Origin of the sequence: Streptococcus oralis, assembly GCF_901543815.1 — a bacterium.
Lineage (GTDB): Bacteria > Bacillota > Bacilli > Lactobacillales > Streptococcaceae > Streptococcus > Streptococcus oralis_CM.
This window is the reverse complement of sequence record NZ_CABEIU010000002.1, coordinates 478,332-497,670: the sequence shown is the minus strand read 5'-3', so window position 1 is coordinate 497,670 and position 19,339 is coordinate 478,332. Positions and strand designations below refer to the sequence as shown.

20 protein-coding genes and 1 pseudogene are annotated in these 19,339 nt (G+C 40.5%); 11 read left to right on the top strand and 10 right to left on the bottom strand.

Annotated elements, in window-relative coordinates; translation table 11 throughout:
- Positions 1-165: 165 nt before the first annotated feature.
- The gene (gene recJ / locus FQT28_RS02480) at positions 166-2,388 is read right to left on the bottom strand and encodes a single-stranded-DNA-specific exonuclease RecJ (protein ID WP_185760842.1); all 2,223 of its coding nucleotides are present in this window, start codon (positions 2,386-2,388) and stop codon (positions 166-168) included.
- 176 nt (positions 2,389-2,564) lie between these two features.
- On the opposite strand from recJ, the gene FQT28_RS02475 reads away from it, so the two are divergent.
- From FQT28_RS02475 to FQT28_RS02460, 4 genes are read left to right on the top strand one after another with little or no spacing between them, the layout of a single operon-like run.
- Entirely contained in the window at positions 2,565-3,323 is a 759-nt protein-coding gene (locus tag FQT28_RS02475) for an amino acid ABC transporter ATP-binding protein (RefSeq protein WP_001229587.1), read from the top strand.
- A gap of 10 nt (positions 3,324-3,333) precedes the next feature.
- Positions 3,334-4,128, top strand: coding sequence for a transporter substrate-binding domain-containing protein (locus FQT28_RS02470; protein ID WP_143989310.1), 795 nt, complete (start codon positions 3,334-3,336; stop codon positions 4,126-4,128).
- A 12-nt stretch (positions 4,129-4,140) separates the two neighbouring features.
- Positions 4,141-4,818, top strand: a complete 678-nt coding sequence (locus FQT28_RS02465) for an amino acid ABC transporter permease (protein WP_143989309.1) — start codon at positions 4,141-4,143, stop codon at positions 4,816-4,818.
- A gap of 9 nt (positions 4,819-4,827) precedes the next feature.
- Complete coding sequence (locus tag FQT28_RS02460; RefSeq protein WP_143989308.1) at positions 4,828-5,487, top strand: amino acid ABC transporter permease; 660 nt, start codon at positions 4,828-4,830, stop codon at positions 5,485-5,487.
- A 177-nt stretch (positions 5,488-5,664) separates the two neighbouring features.
- Here FQT28_RS02460 and FQT28_RS09985 read toward each other — a convergent pair whose 3' ends face one another.
- The 4 genes from FQT28_RS09985 to FQT28_RS02440 form a co-directional block, all read right to left on the bottom strand.
- Positions 5,665-5,874, bottom strand: coding sequence for a GNAT family N-acetyltransferase (locus FQT28_RS09985; RefSeq protein ID WP_198001848.1), 210 nt, complete (start codon positions 5,872-5,874; stop codon positions 5,665-5,667).
- A gap of 280 nt (positions 5,875-6,154) precedes the next feature.
- Positions 6,155-6,805 (bottom strand): ABC-2 transporter permease, encoded by a 651-nt coding sequence (locus tag FQT28_RS02450; protein ID WP_143989307.1) that lies wholly within the window; start codon positions 6,803-6,805, stop codon positions 6,155-6,157.
- A complete protein-coding gene (locus FQT28_RS02445; protein ID WP_143990055.1) occupies positions 6,805-7,539 on the bottom strand; it encodes an ABC transporter ATP-binding protein in 735 nt (244 codons plus the stop codon). Before FQT28_RS02445 ends, FQT28_RS02450 begins: the two co-directional genes overlap by 1 nt.
- A 1-nt stretch (position 7,540) precedes the next feature.
- Positions 7,541-7,753 (bottom strand): AbrB/MazE/SpoVT family DNA-binding domain-containing protein, encoded by a 213-nt coding sequence (locus tag FQT28_RS02440; RefSeq protein WP_000646903.1) that lies wholly within the window; start codon positions 7,751-7,753, stop codon positions 7,541-7,543.
- Between the two features lie 209 nt (positions 7,754-7,962).
- Here FQT28_RS02440 and FQT28_RS02435 point away from each other — a divergent pair.
- Positions 7,963-8,664, top strand: a pseudogene (locus FQT28_RS02435) (DUF4037 domain-containing protein); the annotation flags it as partial.
- 285 nt (positions 8,665-8,949) lie between these two features.
- Here the strand turns inward: FQT28_RS02435 and FQT28_RS02430 are convergent.
- The 3 genes from FQT28_RS02430 to FQT28_RS02420 form a co-directional block, all read right to left on the bottom strand.
- A complete protein-coding gene (locus FQT28_RS02430) occupies positions 8,950-9,972 on the bottom strand; it encodes a YdcF family protein (protein WP_143989306.1) in 1,023 nt (340 codons plus the stop codon).
- A gap of 67 nt (positions 9,973-10,039) precedes the next feature.
- Positions 10,040-10,477: an Rrf2 family transcriptional regulator gene (locus tag FQT28_RS02425; protein WP_084973052.1), complete on the bottom strand. Its 438-nt coding sequence runs from the start codon at positions 10,475-10,477 to the stop codon at positions 10,040-10,042.
- A 56-nt stretch (positions 10,478-10,533) separates the two neighbouring features.
- On the bottom strand, positions 10,534-11,376 hold the full coding sequence (locus tag FQT28_RS02420; protein ID WP_143989305.1) for a metallophosphoesterase family protein: 843 nt from the start codon (positions 11,374-11,376) through the stop codon (positions 10,534-10,536).
- Between the two features lie 196 nt (positions 11,377-11,572).
- Here FQT28_RS02420 and FQT28_RS09910 point away from each other — a divergent pair, with 196 nt between their 5' ends.
- From FQT28_RS09910 to thrS, 3 genes are all read left to right on the top strand, one after another.
- A complete protein-coding gene (locus tag FQT28_RS09910) occupies positions 11,573-11,947 on the top strand; it encodes a hypothetical protein (RefSeq protein ID WP_185952345.1) in 375 nt (124 codons plus the stop codon).
- 332 nt (positions 11,948-12,279) lie between these two features.
- Complete coding sequence (locus FQT28_RS02405) at positions 12,280-12,678, top strand: hypothetical protein (protein WP_143989304.1); 399 nt, start codon at positions 12,280-12,282, stop codon at positions 12,676-12,678.
- 28 nt (positions 12,679-12,706) lie between these two features.
- On the top strand, positions 12,707-14,650 hold the full coding sequence (gene thrS / locus FQT28_RS02400; RefSeq protein ID WP_143989303.1) for a threonine--tRNA ligase: 1,944 nt from the start codon (positions 12,707-12,709) through the stop codon (positions 14,648-14,650).
- Positions 14,651-14,697: 47 nt separating this feature from the next.
- On the opposite strand, the gene FQT28_RS02395 is transcribed toward thrS, so the two are convergent.
- Complete coding sequence (locus FQT28_RS02395; RefSeq protein WP_143989302.1) at positions 14,698-15,672, bottom strand: sensor histidine kinase; 975 nt, start codon at positions 15,670-15,672, stop codon at positions 14,698-14,700.
- Entirely contained in the window at positions 15,665-16,342 is a 678-nt protein-coding gene (locus tag FQT28_RS02390) for a response regulator transcription factor (protein ID WP_143989301.1), read from the bottom strand. Before FQT28_RS02390 ends, FQT28_RS02395 begins: the two co-directional genes overlap by 8 nt.
- Before the next feature lie 320 nt (positions 16,343-16,662).
- Between FQT28_RS02390 and FQT28_RS02385 the strand changes: the two genes are divergently transcribed.
- The 3 genes from FQT28_RS02385 (at position 16,663) to FQT28_RS02375 (ending at position 19,257) form a co-directional block, all read left to right on the top strand.
- Entirely contained in the window at positions 16,663-17,232 is a 570-nt protein-coding gene (locus FQT28_RS02385; RefSeq protein WP_143989300.1) for a TetR/AcrR family transcriptional regulator, read from the top strand.
- An 85-nt stretch (positions 17,233-17,317) separates the two neighbouring features.
- The gene (locus FQT28_RS02380) at positions 17,318-18,094 is read left to right on the top strand and encodes a ferredoxin reductase domain-containing protein (RefSeq protein WP_143989299.1); all 777 of its coding nucleotides are present in this window, start codon (positions 17,318-17,320) and stop codon (positions 18,092-18,094) included.
- A gap of 89 nt (positions 18,095-18,183) precedes the next feature.
- Positions 18,184-19,257: a DUF2974 domain-containing protein gene (locus tag FQT28_RS02375; protein ID WP_143989298.1), complete on the top strand. Its 1,074-nt coding sequence runs from the start codon at positions 18,184-18,186 to the stop codon at positions 19,255-19,257.
- Positions 19,258-19,339 lie beyond the last annotated feature (82 nt).

The following is a 19,339-nucleotide window of genomic DNA, read 5'->3' as shown; positions in this document are numbered from 1 at the left end:
CGAAACTTAATTCATCTTGATTATAGGGTAGGTTTACCCTCTTATTCTAAAAGTTCTAAAACTTTCAGCCGAATCTTTTCCTACCATTATACCATTTTTTTGATGATTTTCAAAATGAAGATTTGTTTCCAAAAAAGAGCTGGTTGCCCAACTCTTTCCTATCTTCTAGTTTTCTTCCATCAAAAAATCATACATTTCTTGCACCGTACCCAGCGCCATCATTTCTTGATCTTTGACGGTTTGTTTGAGATTTTGGTAAATCCGACTTTCTCCTATCTCTCGCTTTGGCGCTTCCTTATTGACTGTCATGACACCGTCTTTGATCGTCACAAAGTCCAGCTCCTCAAATACTTGAATCATCTTGATCAGCAAGATTTGTTGGATATTGAGATAAGTCGCTAAATCTTTGAGCTTGTAGCGAATATCAAACTCTGGGAACTGGTAGATGGTCTTGTACAATTTAGCAAACTGTTCTCTAGTCCCATAACCTGTCAGATAATAGGCTTTCTCAATATCATTTTTGAAATAGACAGCTGAGAAATTCTGTTCTTGAAAAATGGTCTTCAGCAAGGTAATATCCTCAGGAATGTTTTTTACAACAACTGCCTCACTATTCACCAATTTTGGCACCTCTCCAGAGAAATCCAAGACTGGAACTCCCTCCGGCAAGGCTGCGTTCTTCCCACGGATGTTAAAGAGTTGAACACCCTCCACACGCGCATCCACCATCATCAACTGAAGGGCAGTTTGGCCATTCCATTGATTGACAGACAAGGTGACTGCCAATTCTAGTTTTTTTGTTTGAGCAAACTCTGTCGCCCATCTACCTTGTCCGAAGGCTACCACTTCAAAACTCGCCTCACCCTTGGAAATTTTTAGTTTGAGGTGGGTATTGCCTGCTCCCATGGTTCTAGCACTTTCGACCTGAAAATCCTTGATATAAAAGACAGGTTTCTGATTGTCCATTCCAAAAGGCGCCAAGCGTTCAAAATTCTTGACCGTTTCAAGACTCAAAGTCTCCAAATCCAGCTCTTCATCTAGGTTTAACTTGTTCTTACCACCAGCATCTGCGCCTTTTTCACGGATATAGTCTTCCAAGACCTGAGATAAATCTGAAAGTTTCTCCACTTCCAGCGTCATTCCTGCTGCACCAGCATGGCCACCGAATGCGGTGAAGAGATCTCGATGGGGATCCAGAGCTTCAAAAATATCGACCGCTTCCACACTGCGTGCACTGCCCTTGGCACGACCATCTTCTATATTAAGAACGATGACTGTCTGCCCCAATTCCTCTAGCAAGCGCCCAGCTACGATACCCAGAACGCCAGGATTCCAGCCTTCCTTGGCCAAAACCTGGACCTTCTTCTCAGGATCCACCATGGTCTTAGCTTCTTCATAGATGGACTGAACGATTTCCTTGCGCTCTTCGTTTTTCTGATGAATCATGAGGGCAATCTCATGAGCTTCCTCGTCGTCAAATCCAGTTAACAAATCAATGGCTGGATTGGGATCATCCAATCGCCCCAAGGCATTTAAACGAGGAGCAATCTGAAAACCAACTGTTTCTTCTGTCACTTCATTGGCAGCAATCCCAGCCATATCCAGCATTTCTTGTAGACCGATGCGCTGAGTATGTCCCAACATTTCCAGACCATATTGAACCAAAATACGGTTTTCATCCGTCAAACTCACCATATCCGCAATGGTACCGATAGCGACCAAATCAAGCAATTCTACTTGCACTTCTTCTAAAAGAGCACAAGCCAGCTTGAAAGCCACTCCACATCCAGCTAGATATTTGAAAGGATAGTCCGCATCTGGATGCTCAGGGTGAACAATCGCATAGGCATCAGGAAGGGTTTCTGGCATGGAATGGTGGTCAGTCACAATGACATCCACTCCCATAGATTGGGCCAATTCAATGGCTTCGTGACCTGCAACCCCATTGTCCACTGTCACAATCAAGGAAATTCCCTCTTGCTCGATAAAGTATTTATAGACACTGGCATTGGGACCATAGCCATCGGTAAAACGATTTGGCAAATAAACACGGCATTCAGCGCCAAGCTGTTCCAAACTTTCCTTAACAATCGACGCTGAAGTCATACCATCCGCATCATAGTCACCGTAAACGAGGATATTCTCCCCTTCTTCAATGGCCTGACGAATCCGTTCCACTGCCTTGTCCATATCATGGAGCAGATAGGGGTCATGTAAATCCTCTAAAGAAGGTTCTAAAAACTTCTTTAGACTTTCTTCATCCTGAATCCCTCTTTCAAATAATAACCGAGCTACCTCAGGACCCAGTCCAGCCTTCTTGGCTATCTTTGTAAAATCCGCATCTTCTACCTGCGGGGCAAACTGCCATTCATAAGTAGGAGTTATCAAAAAAACATCCACTCTTTCTAAGAATTCTATCGTTTCATTATAACATGATTTAGGCTTTTTCTCTATTCAGATTGCTTTGTACAAAAATTTTACTAACTTTTTTCTGATATTATTTGACAAGGCAAATCTTTTGGTGTAGAATCATGTTATAAAATCTAACACAAAGGAGATCTCTCATGGCTTTAGTAGAATTTAAAAACGTCGAAAAATATTACGGAGACTACCACGCACTCCGCGACATCAATCTCCGTTTTGAAAAAGGACAAGTTGTTGTCCTGCTTGGACCTTCTGGTTCTGGGAAGTCAACTCTTATCCGTACGATCAATGGTTTAGAGGCTGTTGACAAAGGAAGTCTCCTAGTAAATGGACACCAAGTAGCAGGTGCTAGCCAGAAAGATTTAGTTCCTCTTCGTAAGGAAGTCGGCATGGTTTTTCAACATTTTAATCTTTATCCACACAAAACAGTGTTAGAAAATGTAACACTCGCACCCATTAAAGTTCTAGGAATTGATAAAAAAGAAGCTGAAAAAACAGCCCAAAAATATCTGGAATTTGTAAATATGTGGGACAAGAAAGATTCCTATCCCGCCATGCTATCTGGTGGACAAAAACAGCGGATCGCCATCGCACGTGGTCTCGCTATGCATCCGGAGCTCCTCCTCTTCGATGAGCCAACATCTGCTCTTGACCCTGAAACCATTGGAGATGTTCTAGCAGTTATGCAAAAACTGGCACATGACGGGATGAATATGATCATCGTTACCCACGAAATGGGCTTTGCCCGTGAAGTTGCTGACCGCATTATCTTTATGGCTGACGGAGAAGTTTTGGTGGATACGACAGATGTCGATGACTTTTTCGACAATCCAAGCGAACCTCGTGCCCAACAATTCCTCAGCAAAATTATCAACCACGAAAGTGACAAAGTCAAATAAGGAGGAGCCTATGAAAAAGAAACTCTTTTTATCAGCATTATTGATTAGCCTTTTCAGCCTTGCTGCTGCCAAACCAGTCCAAGCCGATACCAGTGTGGCAGACATTCAAAAAAGAGGCGAACTAGTTGTCGGTGTCAAACAAGACGTTCCTAATTTTGGCTACAAGGACCCCAAGACGGGTACTTATTCTGGTATCGAAACGGACCTGGCCAAGATGATTGCGGATGAGCTCAAGGTCAAGGTTCGCTACGTGCCTGTTACCGCTCAAACCCGTGGCCCACTTCTTGACAATGAACAGGTCGATTTGGATATCGCGACCTTTACCATCACAGAAGAACGTAAAAAACTCTACAACTTCACCAGTCCCTACTATACGGACGCTTCTGGCTTTTTGGTCAATAAATCCGCCAACATCAAAAGCATTAAGGACCTAAACGGTAAAACTATTGGGGTTGCCCAAGGCTCCATCACCCAGCGCTTGATTACTGAACTGGGTAAAAAGAAAGGTCTAACCTTTAAATTCGTCGAACTTGGTTCCTACCCAGAATTGATTACTTCCCTTCACGCTCACCGTATTGATGCCTTTTCCGTAGACCGCTCTATCCTGTCTGGCTACATTAGTAAACGGACAGAACTACTAGATGATAGTTTCAAGCCATCTGACTACGGTATCGTCACCAAGAAATCAAATACCGAGCTAAACAACTATCTTGATACCTTGGTCACTAAATGGAGCAAGGATGGTAGTTTGCAGAAACTCTATGACCGATACAAGCTCAAACCATCTAGCCATACCGCAGATTAAGGAGGACACCCCATGACAGATTTATCATCTTGGACAGCCTATTTTCAGGATTTTGGACAATTTTTCAATGGTTTCCTCTTCACCCTTGCCCTAGCGATTGGATCTTTTATCCTCGCCATGGTTTTGGGCATCTTCTTCGGAATCCTTTCAACCAGTAAATATCCAACCTTACGTATTCTGGCTCGTATCTTTGTCGAATTTTACCAAAATACTCCCCTCTTGGTGCAGTTTGTCATCGTCTTTTATGGTCTACCTCTTATCAGTGAACACACCATCATGATTCCGATTTATTGGACAGCTGTTCTCTGCGTGGGACTCTATCACGGCGCCTATATCGCTGAGGTTATTCGTTCAGGGATTCAGTCTATTCCTAGCGGTCAGATGGAGGCCGCCTTGTCGCAAGGTTTTACTTATATCAGTGCCATGCGCTTGATTATCTTGCCTCAGGCCTTCCGTATCATCCTTCCTCCTTTGACCAACCAAATCGTTAACCTCATCAAGAATACTTCAACTGTTGCTATCATCTCTGGAGTGGACTTGATGTTTGTGACCAAGTCTTGGTCAGCTCTCAACGGAAACTATATTCCAGCCTTTTTAGGCGCTGCCCTGCTCTACTTTGCTCTATGCTTCCCTGTCGCCCAATTTGGTCGCAAGATGGAGCAAGCCAACAAAAAAGCTTATTCACTTTAGGAGGTTACTATGGAATCTATTTTAGAAGTTTTGACCCCAGATAACCTAGTCTTTATCTTTAAAGGTTTTGGCTTGACCCTCTACATTTCTCTGATTGCCATCGTCCTCTCGACCCTTATCGGAACAGTGCTAGCCGTCATGAGAAATGGGAAAAATCCTGTCTTACGGATCATCTCCAGCATTTATATTGAATTTGTACGTAACGTTCCCAACCTCCTCTGGATTTTCACCATCTTTTTGGTGTTTAAGATGAAGTCCACACCAGCAGGTATCACTGCCTTTACCCTCTTTACCTCAGCAGCCCTGGCTGAGATTATCCGAGGCGGTCTCAATGCCGTGGACAAGGGCCAGTACGAAGCAGGAATGTCACAAGGATTCACCTCTACGCAAATCCTCTACCATATCATCCTCCCACAAGCGATCCGTAAAATGCTGCCAGCTATCATTTCACAATTTGTAACTGTGATCAAGGATACCAGTCTCCTCTACTCTGTTATCGCCCTACAAGAACTCTTTGGCGCCAGCCAAATTCTCATGGGACGCTATTTCGAACCAGAGCAGGTCTTTATCCTTTACATTCTGATTGCCCTCATATACTTCAGCTTTAACCTATCAATCTCTAGCCTATCTCGCATGCTAGCCAAACGTTGGCAACAAGCAGCAGAATAAAAAAAGAAATGTGAACTCGAAACAAGGGTTCACATTTTTATATTTTCATAAGTAGAGATACTTTCTTGTGTGTACTGGTCAATTTTAACTCATTTTTGCTCAATCCTACTATACTACTCTATCATTTAACTGATTTTGTTGCAATATATGTTTTAATATTCAAATTATTAAAATATCTCAGAGCTCCAGTATTGCAATAATCTCATTTCCTTCCATATCTCCAGTTTCAGTAAAACCAAATGAATGATATAATTTACAAGCTACTTTATTTTCGGATTCATATGATAGCCAGCAATACTTTGCTTTCCCACAGGGAAAAGATTTAATAAAATTCAAGCCAAAAGCAATGGCTTCCCTTCCAAAACCTTTTTTCTGATACTTAAACATCAAAGGTTATAGTTTCCTCTTGCTATATCAGGCGGATTGTCCCAATAATCGTCAACATTATAGCCAATCATAATAAATCCAACAGGAATTTCACCATCATAGGTACCAAACGGAAATAAAAATTTATTTTGCTACTCTGATACCTACAATTTTGGTATTTCCCATACATTTTTTCCATATGAAACACTGTTCTAACAGCTCCACAACTTTTAATTCTTTATCAGTACCATTTTCTATTGGATTTTCTCCGACAAAATACGGTCACTTAATGTATTCAATTTTATAAATCAATTCTTTCGAAGTCTTTTATAGCTTTCTGATAAGAAAACCAGGTGCATAAGTTAAATATGGCAACACCAAAAAGTAATATTACTATCTGTGGTAAGTTCAAATTTGAAGAATCATTCAAACTTTCTAATCCAGGAATATGGTGTAATATCTCTCCCATGAATATTATGGCAGTTGCGACTGCGCAGAATAGGATAAAAGGCTTCCCAATCTTATAAGCTGTTTTAAAAAAGCCTCCGAGAAAAACACTGTTAAAGGTTGCAAATACAAGCATTATATAGCCAAGATATGCAGCATTTGCATTCATCAACGGATTTGTCACATACAGTGTGGCATCTCCTAAGAGTCTCATCCGAATAATCGTCAGAAAAAGACATAATATGAAAGCTATGCACTCGATAGATAAAACAAATAAATATTTAGCCGTAACCACATCTTGTTTTCTAACTGGCAACATGACCGTGTAGGTGATGTCATCACATTCTCGGACTTGTTGATAAGTATAAAAAATACCAAGACAGATAAAAAAGGAACTGACAAGAATAGGATACCTTGGAATCATCGTAATAGCTGAAAAAGTTATAAACCAATAACTCAAAGGATTTGCTGTTAGTTTCATTTCTTTATAGAGAAGTTTTCTCATCACAAATTCACCTCTTCCCTTTCAATATGCACCATAATATCTTCAAGTGTGGATTTCTGCCCTATTTCTTTCGTGTAATGACTGATAAAATCCTCTTTTCTCTCAGATAAAAGCAATTCACCATTTTTTATATAAGTAATAGTATCTGCACACTTCTCTAAATCACTAGTAATATGAGTAGAAAACAAGATTGCTACCCCTTTTTCTGCTAGTTTTCGAAAGATTTCATTCATCTCATCTCTAGATACTGGATCAAGTCCACTAGTTGGCTCATCTAAAATCAAAAGCTTAGCATGATGAGAAAGAGCTAAAGTAAGATAAAATTTTACTTTCATCCCCTCAGACAGTTCCATAATTTTCTTATTTTCATCAAGTTTAAATGCATCAAGATAATGACGATACGATTCATCATCCCAGTTATCATAAAAAATACGAGTAATGGCGACAATATCCTTTAATTTTTTTCTTTTATAATAATTGGTTCCTCCCACTGCATAACCAATTCGTTGTTTGATTTCATCTTCATTATCCAGATAACCCATTCCAAGAATACGGACATTCCCTGCATCAGGATGAACAAGATTTAGAATGGATTTAATCGCTGTAGTCTTACCTGCTCCATTCCTACCGATAAATCCCATAACCTCACCTGATTTAATATGAAAACTTATAGGTTTCAATTCAAATGCTGAATATTTTTTTGTAATATCATTTACCTCTAAAACATACTTCATTTTATTCATCCTCCTTCTCTTCAAAAGCAATTTCCATCAAGTGTGCAAAGGCTCCCTTCGGCGGTATGGCAATTCCACGCTTTTCATCACCAAGAAGCAGAATCGTATCGCCAGGTTTAATATTAAAGACATCGCGCGCCTGTTTTGGTATTACTATTTGACCTTTTTCTCCAACTGTAGCCGTCCAAGCATATTTACCTTTTGGTGCTTTCACAACTATTACCCCCTTTGTGGTATGATTTGTATAACTAATTATACCACTTATCCTAAATAATACAAGTGCAGACTACATCCATTTACCATCATAATAAAATGCTCGTAAAAATATGTACCACTCATCCCAAAACTAAGAATCTTAGACACCTAACCCTAACTCTTTGTAAGTGGTGCTTATTCATTAACTACTCTCTCTAGAAAATATGTGACTACAAACAAAATTCTGACTATGATGTCTATGTCTATCTTAACTCACCTATTGACGAGAAAACTCGTCAAATCATTCTTAGCAACTATTGCTCCTATATGGAAATTGGAAACCAGTTTTGGGAATTAGAGGACGACTGTGTACTAAACAACGGTATCCAAATCGAGTTAATTTATCGTTCGCTGGAGTCGTTTGAACAAGAACTAAACTCAACTGTTTTTCAGCATCAAGCCCAAAACTCTTATACAACCTGTATGTGGCACAATCTACTCCACAGCAAGATTCTATACGATCCAAATGGACACTATGCTTCGCTCCAAAGAACTTACCAGATTCCCTATCCACAGGAACTCAAAAAACAGATCATTGAAAGGCAACTCCTTTTGCTAGAACAAGCCATGCCTGCCTTCTCTCACCAAATAGAAAAAGCTATCAAACGCCAAGATTTTCTCAGTATGAATCACCGCTCAAGTGAATTTTTTGCTTCCTACTTTGACTTGTTGTTTGCGCTCAATGAGCAAACCCATCCTGGTGAAAAACGGATGCTGGAGTACGCAAAGGCCCATTGTACTCTCCTCCCTAAGCAATTTGAAGAAACTATTCGCAAGTATTTCCAACTACTCTATCAACCACAACAAGGAGAACAAGCGATCGTAACCTTGCAAACTATCCTGATGGAACTAAAAGCCATTTTGCCATAGACAAAAATAAAATGTGAACCTCTGTTGCTGTTCACATTTTTATTTGTCGTTGACTGTAAAATTCTAGTCTACTCATATTCAGTTGCCTATTTTTGACTCTCTCTGAAAATCTGCAACTAGGTTAGAAATTGTTCAATTGATTGACGAGCAATCATGAAGTCGTTACAAAAACCGCACTAACAATCACTTACCCTGCTCTTTCATTACTAGTGACAATTTTGCCCTTAGGGTTACTACAAGATTTTTTAGAGATTCTAACAAGAATTACAATATGAATTTTACATATTACCATAGAACACCTCTATAAGAGAAAATCAGAGCTAAAATTAATAAAATATAAAAGGCAACAAAGAGCCATTTCATTTTTACACAAAGAGCTACATACTCACGGATAAAGGCTGAGGGAATATAATAACCAGCTGTCCGACAACCCAAGCCATCTCCTTTCATACGGAGTTGTCTAGCATAGGTACTTGTCCGAAAAACATGATAGTCATTGGTCACAAAGAGAAAACGTGGACTAGCCACCAGTTTCTCTCCCATTTCTTTTGAGAAGAGAAGATTCTCATAGGTCGTTGTCGAGCTTTCCTCTAGGAGAATGGCTTCTCTCGGAACATCCGTTTCTTCCAGCAAATAATTACAAATTGCCTGAGCTTCAGAAATCTTCTCATCCCCACCTCGACCACCACTTGCGATGATTTTAACATTAGGATTGAGAGACTGGTGATAAGCCTCAACTGCCTTGTCAATCCTACGCTTGAGCAAAGGACTCACCCTTTCTCCATCCAACAAACCTGCTCCGTGAATGATGATAAAATCATAATATTTTTTCTTAGGAATGAAGAGATACAAGATTGAGTATAATAGAAATCCTGCAAAGGCAAAACCAAAAATCAAATACGAATAGATCAGAAAGAAAAAGAAAATATTCACTAGATGATTGGTATAGAACAAGCCATTGGTATCGCTCATTCGAATCGCCATGATCACAAAAAAGAATAGAATCACACACCCTAGCCCTAGAGACAAATAATTTGCCTTGGATTTTCCTTCTTTTCTCAACAATACAAATCCGTTATAAATCAGAAAAAAGCCACTTAGAAAAACTAAAAAAGGGAGCAAGAGAAAAATCACTGCAAAGAAAATCATGTGCACTTCTTCCTGCCCAGCTTCATAAAAAAGATTGGCAATAGACAGGTAAGAAAAGAGCAGAGATAAAAGCAAGAGAGCTGGATTCCAGAGACTGCGATTGTCCCTAAAAAATGAAATCAGAAAAAGTAGGACGAAAAATCCTGTAATAAAGTACATAGTTTTCTCCTTTGATGACTACATTGTACCATAATTATAGCAATAGAAAAAGAGGAGCCTAGTCCTCTTATTTTGTCATTTTATCCTGAGCATCTGCCACAACCTGAGCCAGACTCGTCTGACGAAGCTGGTTTTCCATCGCTTCTTGGATATCTAGTAGTTTTTGATCTAAAACTTCATGAATATTGGCACCTACTGGACAGTTGGGGTTGGGATTGTCATGGAAACTAAAGAGTTTACCAGATTTCCCTAAACATTCGACTGCCTGATACACATCAAAAAGACTAATATCTTGTAAGTCTTTGAGAATCTCGGTACCGCCGGTCCCACGCGCAACTGATATCAGTTCAGCTTTTTTGAGTTGGGACAAGGTTTTGCGAATAATGACCGGATTGACCCCAACACTGGCCGCGAGAAAATCACTGGTTACCTTACTCTCTTGACTCTTGATGGCAATGATGATTAACATATGAGTCGCAATCGTAAATCGACTTGAAATTTGCATCTTCTTCTCCTTTCACATCCTATCTGATAACCATTATACCCTTTTGCGTTGTAATGTCAATTGTTACCACCTTCCAGCCACGCATTCAACTCAGCATCATGCCCTTGTTCTTGAGCAATTTCATACAAAAGCTCATGGTTATGAGTGTGGTGAATCCCATTTACCAAACTTTCATAGTAGACCTGGAAATAAGGAAGCTTCAAATCCTTAGCCAACTGCAATTCGGCTTCTACATCATAATCCACTCGACGAAAATCAACATCAGCTAAGCCTGTCTCATCAAACTCTAAGATCATATACTGGGCACGCAGGTCCTTACGCAACCGCGCATCTAAAAAGAAAGGTTGACCAATCGATCCTGGATTAAGAATCAACTGTCCGTCACTTCCGTAACGAAGAAACTGTTGGTGGATATGGCCATATACTGCGATAGAGGCGTGCGGTTCCGTCACCAATCTATCAAAATCTTCTTGTTTTCCCGTATGAATCAACTCTCTACCCCAGTTTTTATCAGGGAGATGGTGAGTAATTCCTACCGTCAAATCACCGAACCGACGATGAACTTGCATGGGTTGATTGTGGAGGTCTTCGATTTCTTCAGGACTAATCTCTTCTAAGATATACTGGCATTGGCGTAGGAGATAGCGATGACTAGCTTTTGTTAGATCTAGCTTGCGATGCAAACCACGCCAGAGACTATCCTCCCAATTTCCAAGAACTCTTACTGTGATGGGCAAATCAGCCAAGAGGTCCAAAATCCTTCTACGTCCTGTTCCAGGCATAAGAATATCCCCCAAAAGCCAGTACTCATCTACCGTTTCCGCTTTTGCATCAGCCAGTACAGCTTCCAAGGCGCTTGTATTCCCATGTATGTCTGAAAGAACTGCTATTTTCGTCATTCTTTCTCCTCAATTTTTCTTACTTCTTATGCTAGTATTATAACAAAAAAATTCATAAAGCTTATTATTTCTGCCTATCATAGTACCTTGTAAGGGGTTGCAAATCGTGCTATAATATAGGTAGAGAGCTCCCCTTCATTTAGGATCATGTGATCTTCAACATCTCTCTATTTTTGTAGATTGGAGGACTATTGCCATGCGGAAATATCTTAAGTATATTCCATACTGCCTTGTCATTTTCTTCTTTTACTGGCCCCTCTATGAGTTGCTTTTATTGCTGATATCTGATCCTTATACGCTAAAAGGGCTTTACATTTATAACATCATCCTCTTTTCACCTTTGGCAACCTTCATCGTGTCCCTTCTTTATAGCTACCGTTTCCAATTCTCACTGTGGTGGCTGCTCGGTATTGCTCTTCTCTATTGCTTTACCATCATCACTTTCAATGAATTCATTCTCGTTTATTTCCTAGCTTATGAACTCTTTGCCCTACTTGGTATGGCTTCAGGTTCAGGTATTAAATACATCCTCCAGCACGGAAAAAACAAAAAAATTTCACAAAATCCTTGAAAAATCTCGCAATCATGCTATAATAATGCATAGAGACAAGTCACTTAGTCCCTTTCTACTAGAGAGTGCGTGGTTGCTGGAAACGCATAGAAAGCCTAAACTGATACTACTCTACTGACTTTTATGAAAACATAAAACGGTGGCCACGTTAAAGCCAATCTGAGGTGTCCCTCTTTTTTGAGGAACATAAATGAAGGTGGAACCACGTTGCGACGTCCTTTCGAGGATGTCGTTTTTTGTTTTTATTTTCTTTTGTTACTTTTTGGGTGGCGAGAAATGGCTTTTTCTTTGCTACAATATTATAAAAAATAAAATGAATAAAGGAGATCTGTATGGGATTCAAATTCGAAGAAATTAAGGCTTGTTTAATGAAACATGGCTTAGATTCGAACATAGCTGAGTCGCTGCATGCGGTCTATGGAACTCAGCGCTTGGGAGGCACTGCAAATGCCTACTTTTTAATTGTTTTTACTGAGACAGGAATGTACATCATTTCTATTACCCCTATGGGGAAATTAGGAGCTATTGTAGGAGAATTTCCAGCAGAAGATATCCAAGCATATCAATTTAAGAAGCGCTTGTTCATGGGATATAAACTTAAGTTTTCGATGAATGATACACAGAGTTTTGAATTTAATGTTAATAAGGTAATGATTGGTGCAGGCTGGCATAAAACTGAGCTACAAAAAATCCTAGAAATAAACTATTACAATAAAAGAATAGATTCTTAAAATATTTGTATTAAATAAGGAGAAAACCATGATTAAGATTACTTTCCCAGATGGCGCTGTTCGTGAATTCGAAGCTGGCGTGACAACTTTTGAAATTGCCCAATCTATCAGCAATTCCCTCGCTAAAAAAGCCTTGGCTGGTAAATTCAACGGCAAACTCATTGACACGACTCGTGCTATCGCTGAAGATGGAAGCATCGAAATCGTGACACCTGATCACGAAGATGCCCTTCCAATCTTGCGCCACTCAGCGGCTCACTTGTTCGCCCAAGCAGCTCGTCGCCTCTTCCCAGATATTCACTTGGGGGTTGGTCCAGCGATTGAAGATGGTTTCTATTACGATACGGACAATCAAGCTGGTCAAATCTCCAATGAAGATCTTCCTCGTATCGAAGAAGAAATGCAAAAAATCGTTAAAGAAAACTTCCCATCTATTCGCGAGGAAGTTACCAAGGACGAGGCGCGTGAAATCTTTAAGAACGACCCTTACAAATTGGAATTGATTGAAGAACACTCTGAAGACGAAGGTGGTTTGACTATCTACCGTCAGGGTGAATACGTGGATCTTTGCCGTGGCCCACACGTCCCATCAACTGGTCGCATCCAAATCTTCCACCTGCTCCATGTAGCTGGTGCTTACTGGCGTGGAAATAGCGACAATGCCATGATGCAACGGATCTACGGTACAGCTTGGTTTGACAAGAAAGACTTGAAAAACTACCTTCAAATGCGTGAAGAAGCCAAAGAACGTGACCATCGCAAACTTGGTAAAGAACTGGACCTCTTCATGATTTCACAAGAAGTTGGTCAAGGTTTGCCATTCTGGTTGCCAAACGGTGCGACTATCCGTCGTGAATTGGAACGCTACATTGTCGACAAGGAGTTGGCTTCTGGCTACCAACACGTCTACACTCCACCACTTGCTTCTGTTGAACTTTACAAGACTTCTGGTCACTGGGATCATTACCAAGAAGACATGTTCCCAACCATGGATATGGGTGACGGTGAAGAATTTGTCCTTCGCCCAATGAACTGCCCACACCACATCCAAGTCTACAAACACCATGTTCACTCATACCGTGAATTGCCAATCCGTATCGCTGAAATCGGTATGATGCACCGCTACGAAAAATCTGGTGCCCTTACTGGTCTTCAACGTGTGCGTGAAATGTCTCTCAACGACGGTCACCTCTTTGTCACTCCAGAACAAATCCAAGAAGAATTCCAACGTGCCCTTCAGTTGATTATCGATGTTTATGAAGACTTCAACTTGACTGAATACCGCTTCCGTCTCTCTCTTCGTGACCCTCAAGATACTCACAAGTACTTTGATAACGATGAGATGTGGGAAAATGCCCAAACTATGCTTCGTGCAGCACTTGATGAAATGGGCGTTGACTACTTTGAAGCCGAAGGTGAAGCAGCCTTCTACGGACCAAAATTGGATATCCAAGTTAAGACAGCTCTCGGAAAAGAAGAAACCCTTTCGACTATCCAGCTTGACTTCTTGCTTCCAGAACGCTTCGACCTCAAATACATCGGGGCTGATGGTGAAGAACACCGTCCAGTTATGATTCACCGTGGGGTTATCTCAACCATGGAACGCTTTACAGCTATCTTGATTGAGAACTACAAGGGAGCTTTCCCAACATGGCTTGCACCACATCAAGTAACTCTCATCCCAGTTTCTAACGAAAAACACGTGGACTACGCATGGGAAGTGGCTAAGAAACTCCGTGACCGCGGTGTCCGTGCAGACGTAGATGAGCGCAATGAAAAAATGCAGTTCAAGATCCGTGCTTCTCAAACCAGCAAGATTCCTTATCAATTGATCGTTGGGGACAAGGAAATGGAAGACGGAACGGTCAATGTTCGTCGCTACGGACAAAAAGAAACTAACACTGTCTCAGTTGATGATTTTGTTGAGACTATCCTTGCTGATATCGCCAACAAATCACGCGTTGAGAAATAAGAACCTAGCACAAAAGCCTCCAATCGGAGGCTTTTTCTCATCTATGTTTACTCAATAACGAGCTTCACTTCAGCGAATTTGATCCTTACTGTCGTTCCTTTTCCGACCTCAGACTCGATGCGAATCTGGTGGCCCAGCTCTTCAGAAATTTTCTTAGATAGGTAAAGTCCAAGTCCAGATGACTGCTGGGTTAGGCGACCATTATAGCCTGAAAAGCCACGTTCAAAGACTCGGAGCACATCGCTGTTTTTTATCCCGATTCCCGTATCCTTGATACAGAGCTCCTGGCCTTCCATATAAATCTCAAGCCCACCTTCCTTGGTGTACTTGAGACTGTTTGAGAGGATTTGTTCAATAACGACCAACAGCCACTTCTTATCAGTCACGATGATTTTGTCAAGGTCATGGAGATTGAGCGTCAGTCCTTTTTGGATAAAGAAAAGGGCATACTTGCGCACCACTTCCTTCACCAGATCCTCCACTTGAACCTTTTCAAATACCAAGTCATCATGGAAGCTCTCCAAACGAAGATACTGCAACACCAGATTGGTATAGGAGTCAATCTTAAAGATTTCCTGTTCCAGTTGCTGCTTGACCTCACGATCAGAGACTTCTGCTACCAAGAGACGGCTTGCCGCAATGGGGGTCTTAATCTGATGAACCCACAAGGTATAGTAGTCAAGCAAATCCGTCAACTTGCTTTGGGCTTCTGACTTCTTTTGATACAATTCAGACTCACGCTCTTCGAGTTTTTCCGCTAGCGCACATTCCAGAGGAGACTTGGGGTCTCTCTCAGCATAGAGCACTTCCTGACGATAAACCTGAGCTTCTGCAAAAATATCCCAAGCCAAAAATAAAAAGGTCAAAAAACTACTGAGCAGAAAGAAATAAAGAAAATAAGCTCCTAGACTAGCAAATAAAAACTGAAAGAGAAGGACGAGAAAGCCTAATGAAAAAATATAGACAAAGATGCGACTGCGAGAACGCAGATAGGCTAGAAAAAATGATTTCCAATCAAGCATGTTTCAGTCCGTATCCTATCCCTTTCTTGGTTTCGATAAACCCTGCTAAACCTTGTTCCTCCAGCTTTTTGCGCAAGCGAGCAACATTGACGGACAAGGTATTGTCATCGATGAAAAAGTCGCTATTCCAGAGTTCTCTCATCAAGTCATCACGCGCCACGATATTGCCAGCATGTTCAAACAGCACTCGCAAAATTTGAAATTCATTCTTAGTCAAACTCAGAACTTCCCCCTGATAGTGCAGGTCCATAGACTTGATATTGAGGATCACACCCGCATACTCCAGCAGACTTTCATCTCTCCCAAATTCGTAAGAACGGCGCAACAAGCCCTGAACCTTGGCAAGGAGTACCTGCTGGTCAAAAGGCTTGGTTACAAAGTCATCTGCCCCCATATTGATTGCCATGACGATATCCATCGCCTGGTCTCTCGAAGACAAAAACATAATAGGCACCTTAGAAATCTTACGAATCTCCTGACACCAGTGATAACCATTAAAAAGAGGCAGACCAATATCCATAAGGACCAAATGAGGTTCTGACTGGACAAAGAGAGTCAAAACTTCCATAAAGTCCTCCACCAAAATAACCTCAAAACCCCATTCTGAGAGCAGTTTCCCAACTTGTTGCCGAATAACTTGGTCATCTTCTACTAGTAAAATCTTGTGCATGCGCTCCTCCTTTGCTATTTCTCAAAGTATCAAAACCCTTCATATCAGATTTACGGATCAGTATCTCATACTGTTTAGCATCCTATTCCCCAAATCCAGCTCAGAAAACAGATGCTAAATAGAGAACATTCCCACTGATATCATACCTTATTTTTAATTATAGTTCCAGCCTTATCCTATATTTTCCTTTTGTGTTCATTTGGTTAGCGTTTCTTTCACTTATTTAATAGATCTAGCCTTCTTATTGACAAGCTAGCCATGATTTGTTAGAATATGAATGAACAAATAAGTTTATTCATTCATAAAACAAAGGAGGTTAAATCATATTGGACAAAAAACAAGCTTTAAAGACAGCGGCCTATGAAATTTTTTCAAAAAAAGGTTACAAGGCGACAGGGATTTCAGAAATTGCCAGGCAAGCTGGTGTTGCAGTTGGTTCTTTTTATAACTATTACGAGAGTAAAGAAGCCATTTTTCTAGACATCTATATAGATGAAAACAACCGTGTTCGCCAAGCTATGATCGAAGAACTGGATTGGGAAATTGACATGATCGACCTCATTGGTCAACTATTTGCTCAGTCCAGAACTCTCGTTTCTTCCAATAAAATCCTTGCAGAATGGTACAATCCTGCCATCGCAGATGAGTTGCACAGCTACTATTCCTCGGAAGAAGGCAAAGTCGCAAATCCTTTTCATCAGTTTCTAGTTAAAACTTTTACAAATCGTATGCAGGCTGAAGGGTACTCGCCAGAAAAGATTCAAGATATTTTACAGGTTTATAATCTGTTTTACTATATAGATATGCATATCACGGAAAAAGATTTTCCAGATATTAGCAAAACTGTCGAAATACTTGCAACCAACTTCATTAAAGGAGTTCTAAAATAAAGAATGGATTTCTTTATTTTTTGGAAAGATATGAATGAATTTATTTTTAGTTCATTCATAAAATTAAGAACAGGAGTCATAAAAAATGAAAAGAGGTAAAAAAATGTTTATTATCATTCTATCAACACTTGGAGTCTTAGGCCTTATAACTTGGGGCACCATCGCTTATCTTGGACGAAGCCAGACATTATCGATAAAATCCATCGAAAATCCCAGCGGAGATCTATATTTAATTCATATCACAAAACCGAGTCATCAAATCTGGAAAGCTGGGGCTTATGCTAAGTTCACACTCCCTGATACGTCGTCTACTACTAAAAAAAATGAAGATAAAGGGAATCAATCTAGTCGATGGCTAACCATTGCCTCCACACCTGATGAAGATGAAATCCTCATTTTAACTCATAATAGTGGTAGCCACTTTAAGGAAACCTTGACGCATTTACCGGCTGACAGTGAGATTGAGATGAGTTGGCTGGATTCCTCTTTGACTGTTAAAGATACGAATCAGCCACTAGTTTGCTTTGCATCTGATGTAGGTATTTCTGCTCTACGCCCCCTTATCAAAGAATGGGCTGGTAAATGCCCGATTGTACTCAATCATCTTGACAAAGGAGTAACTATTTTTGATAAAGAGATGAAAGAACTGGCTCAGAAAACATCTAATTTTACTTATAAAACTAGCGATGAACTTTCTCAAAGTCAAGAATTTTTAAAACGTGCTATTGATGAATACGGCAATCAAGCCAGCTATCTCATCACAGGTCAGCCTGATGATGTAAATGAGATGAAGAATTTTTTAAAGGAAAATAGAATCGATAGCAAAAACATTCAAGTAAGCTCGTTTAGAGGTTTGAAATAGGAGCAGTCTGTCTTCTATGTATTTCAATCAAACCCTACTAGCTAATTCTAGGTAAATGTGATAGGATAGACATAGAGAAAGGAGCTTTTATGGCCAATATTTTTGACTACTTGAATGATGTAGCATACGATTCCTTTTATGACCTCCCCGTGAATGAGTTAGATGTTCTTGCCTTGACCGAATTAACCTACCTAGCTTTTGATAATGTAGTCACCCAAGAACCAAAGCGTCTCATAGATCTTGCACCTCAAATCCCTAGAGAAACGACTATGTTGACCAGCAAAAACCGCCTCCAGTTATTGGATCAACTCGCTCAACACAAACGTTTTAAAAATTGCAAGCTCTCAGACTTTATCAATGATATTGATCCTGAATTGCAAAAACAGTTTGCAGCCATGACCTATCGTATCAGCCTTGATACTTATCTGCTTGTTTTTCGCGGAACGGATGACAGCATCATTGGTTGGAAAGAAGATTTCCATATGACCTATATGAAGGAAATCCCAGCTCAAAAACATGCCCTCCAGTATTTACAGGACTTTTTTGTTCAACATCCCAACCAAAAGGTTATCCTAGCAGGACACTCAAAAGGGGGCAATCTAGCCGTCTATGCTGCTAGTCAACTCGATCCACTCTTACAAAAAAACATTGTTGCTGTCTATACTTTTGATGCCCCTGGACTTCACAAGGGACTAACCGAAACAGCTGGATATCAAAACATGATGGAAAGAACAAAAGTATTTGTCCCACAAGGTTCTATCATCGGGATGATGCTGGAAATTCCTGACAAAAAAATCGTCGTTCGAAGCACTGCCCTAGGTGGTATTGCCCAGCACGACACCTTTAGTTGGCAGGTCGAAGACAAACACTTTGTCCAACTGGATGAGACCAATAGTGACAGCCAGCAAGTCGATACTACCTTTAAGGAATGGGTGGAGACAGTTCCTGACGAGGAACTGCAGCTCTACTTCGACCTCTTTTTTGGAATCATTCTTGATGCAGGCATCTCCTCTATCAACGATCTTTCTTCCTTCAAGGTCATTGAACATATTCACCATCTCTTTATCCAAGCCCAATCCCTCACTCCCGAAGAAAGAGAAACCATGGGACGCTTAACCCAACTCTTGATCGACACCCGCTACCAAGCTTGGAAAAATCGTTAAGGTATAAAAATACTTTCTGATACCCTAAGCCTTCTCTTCTGTGTTATACTGATATCAGTACATTCTTTGAGAGAGGAAATCC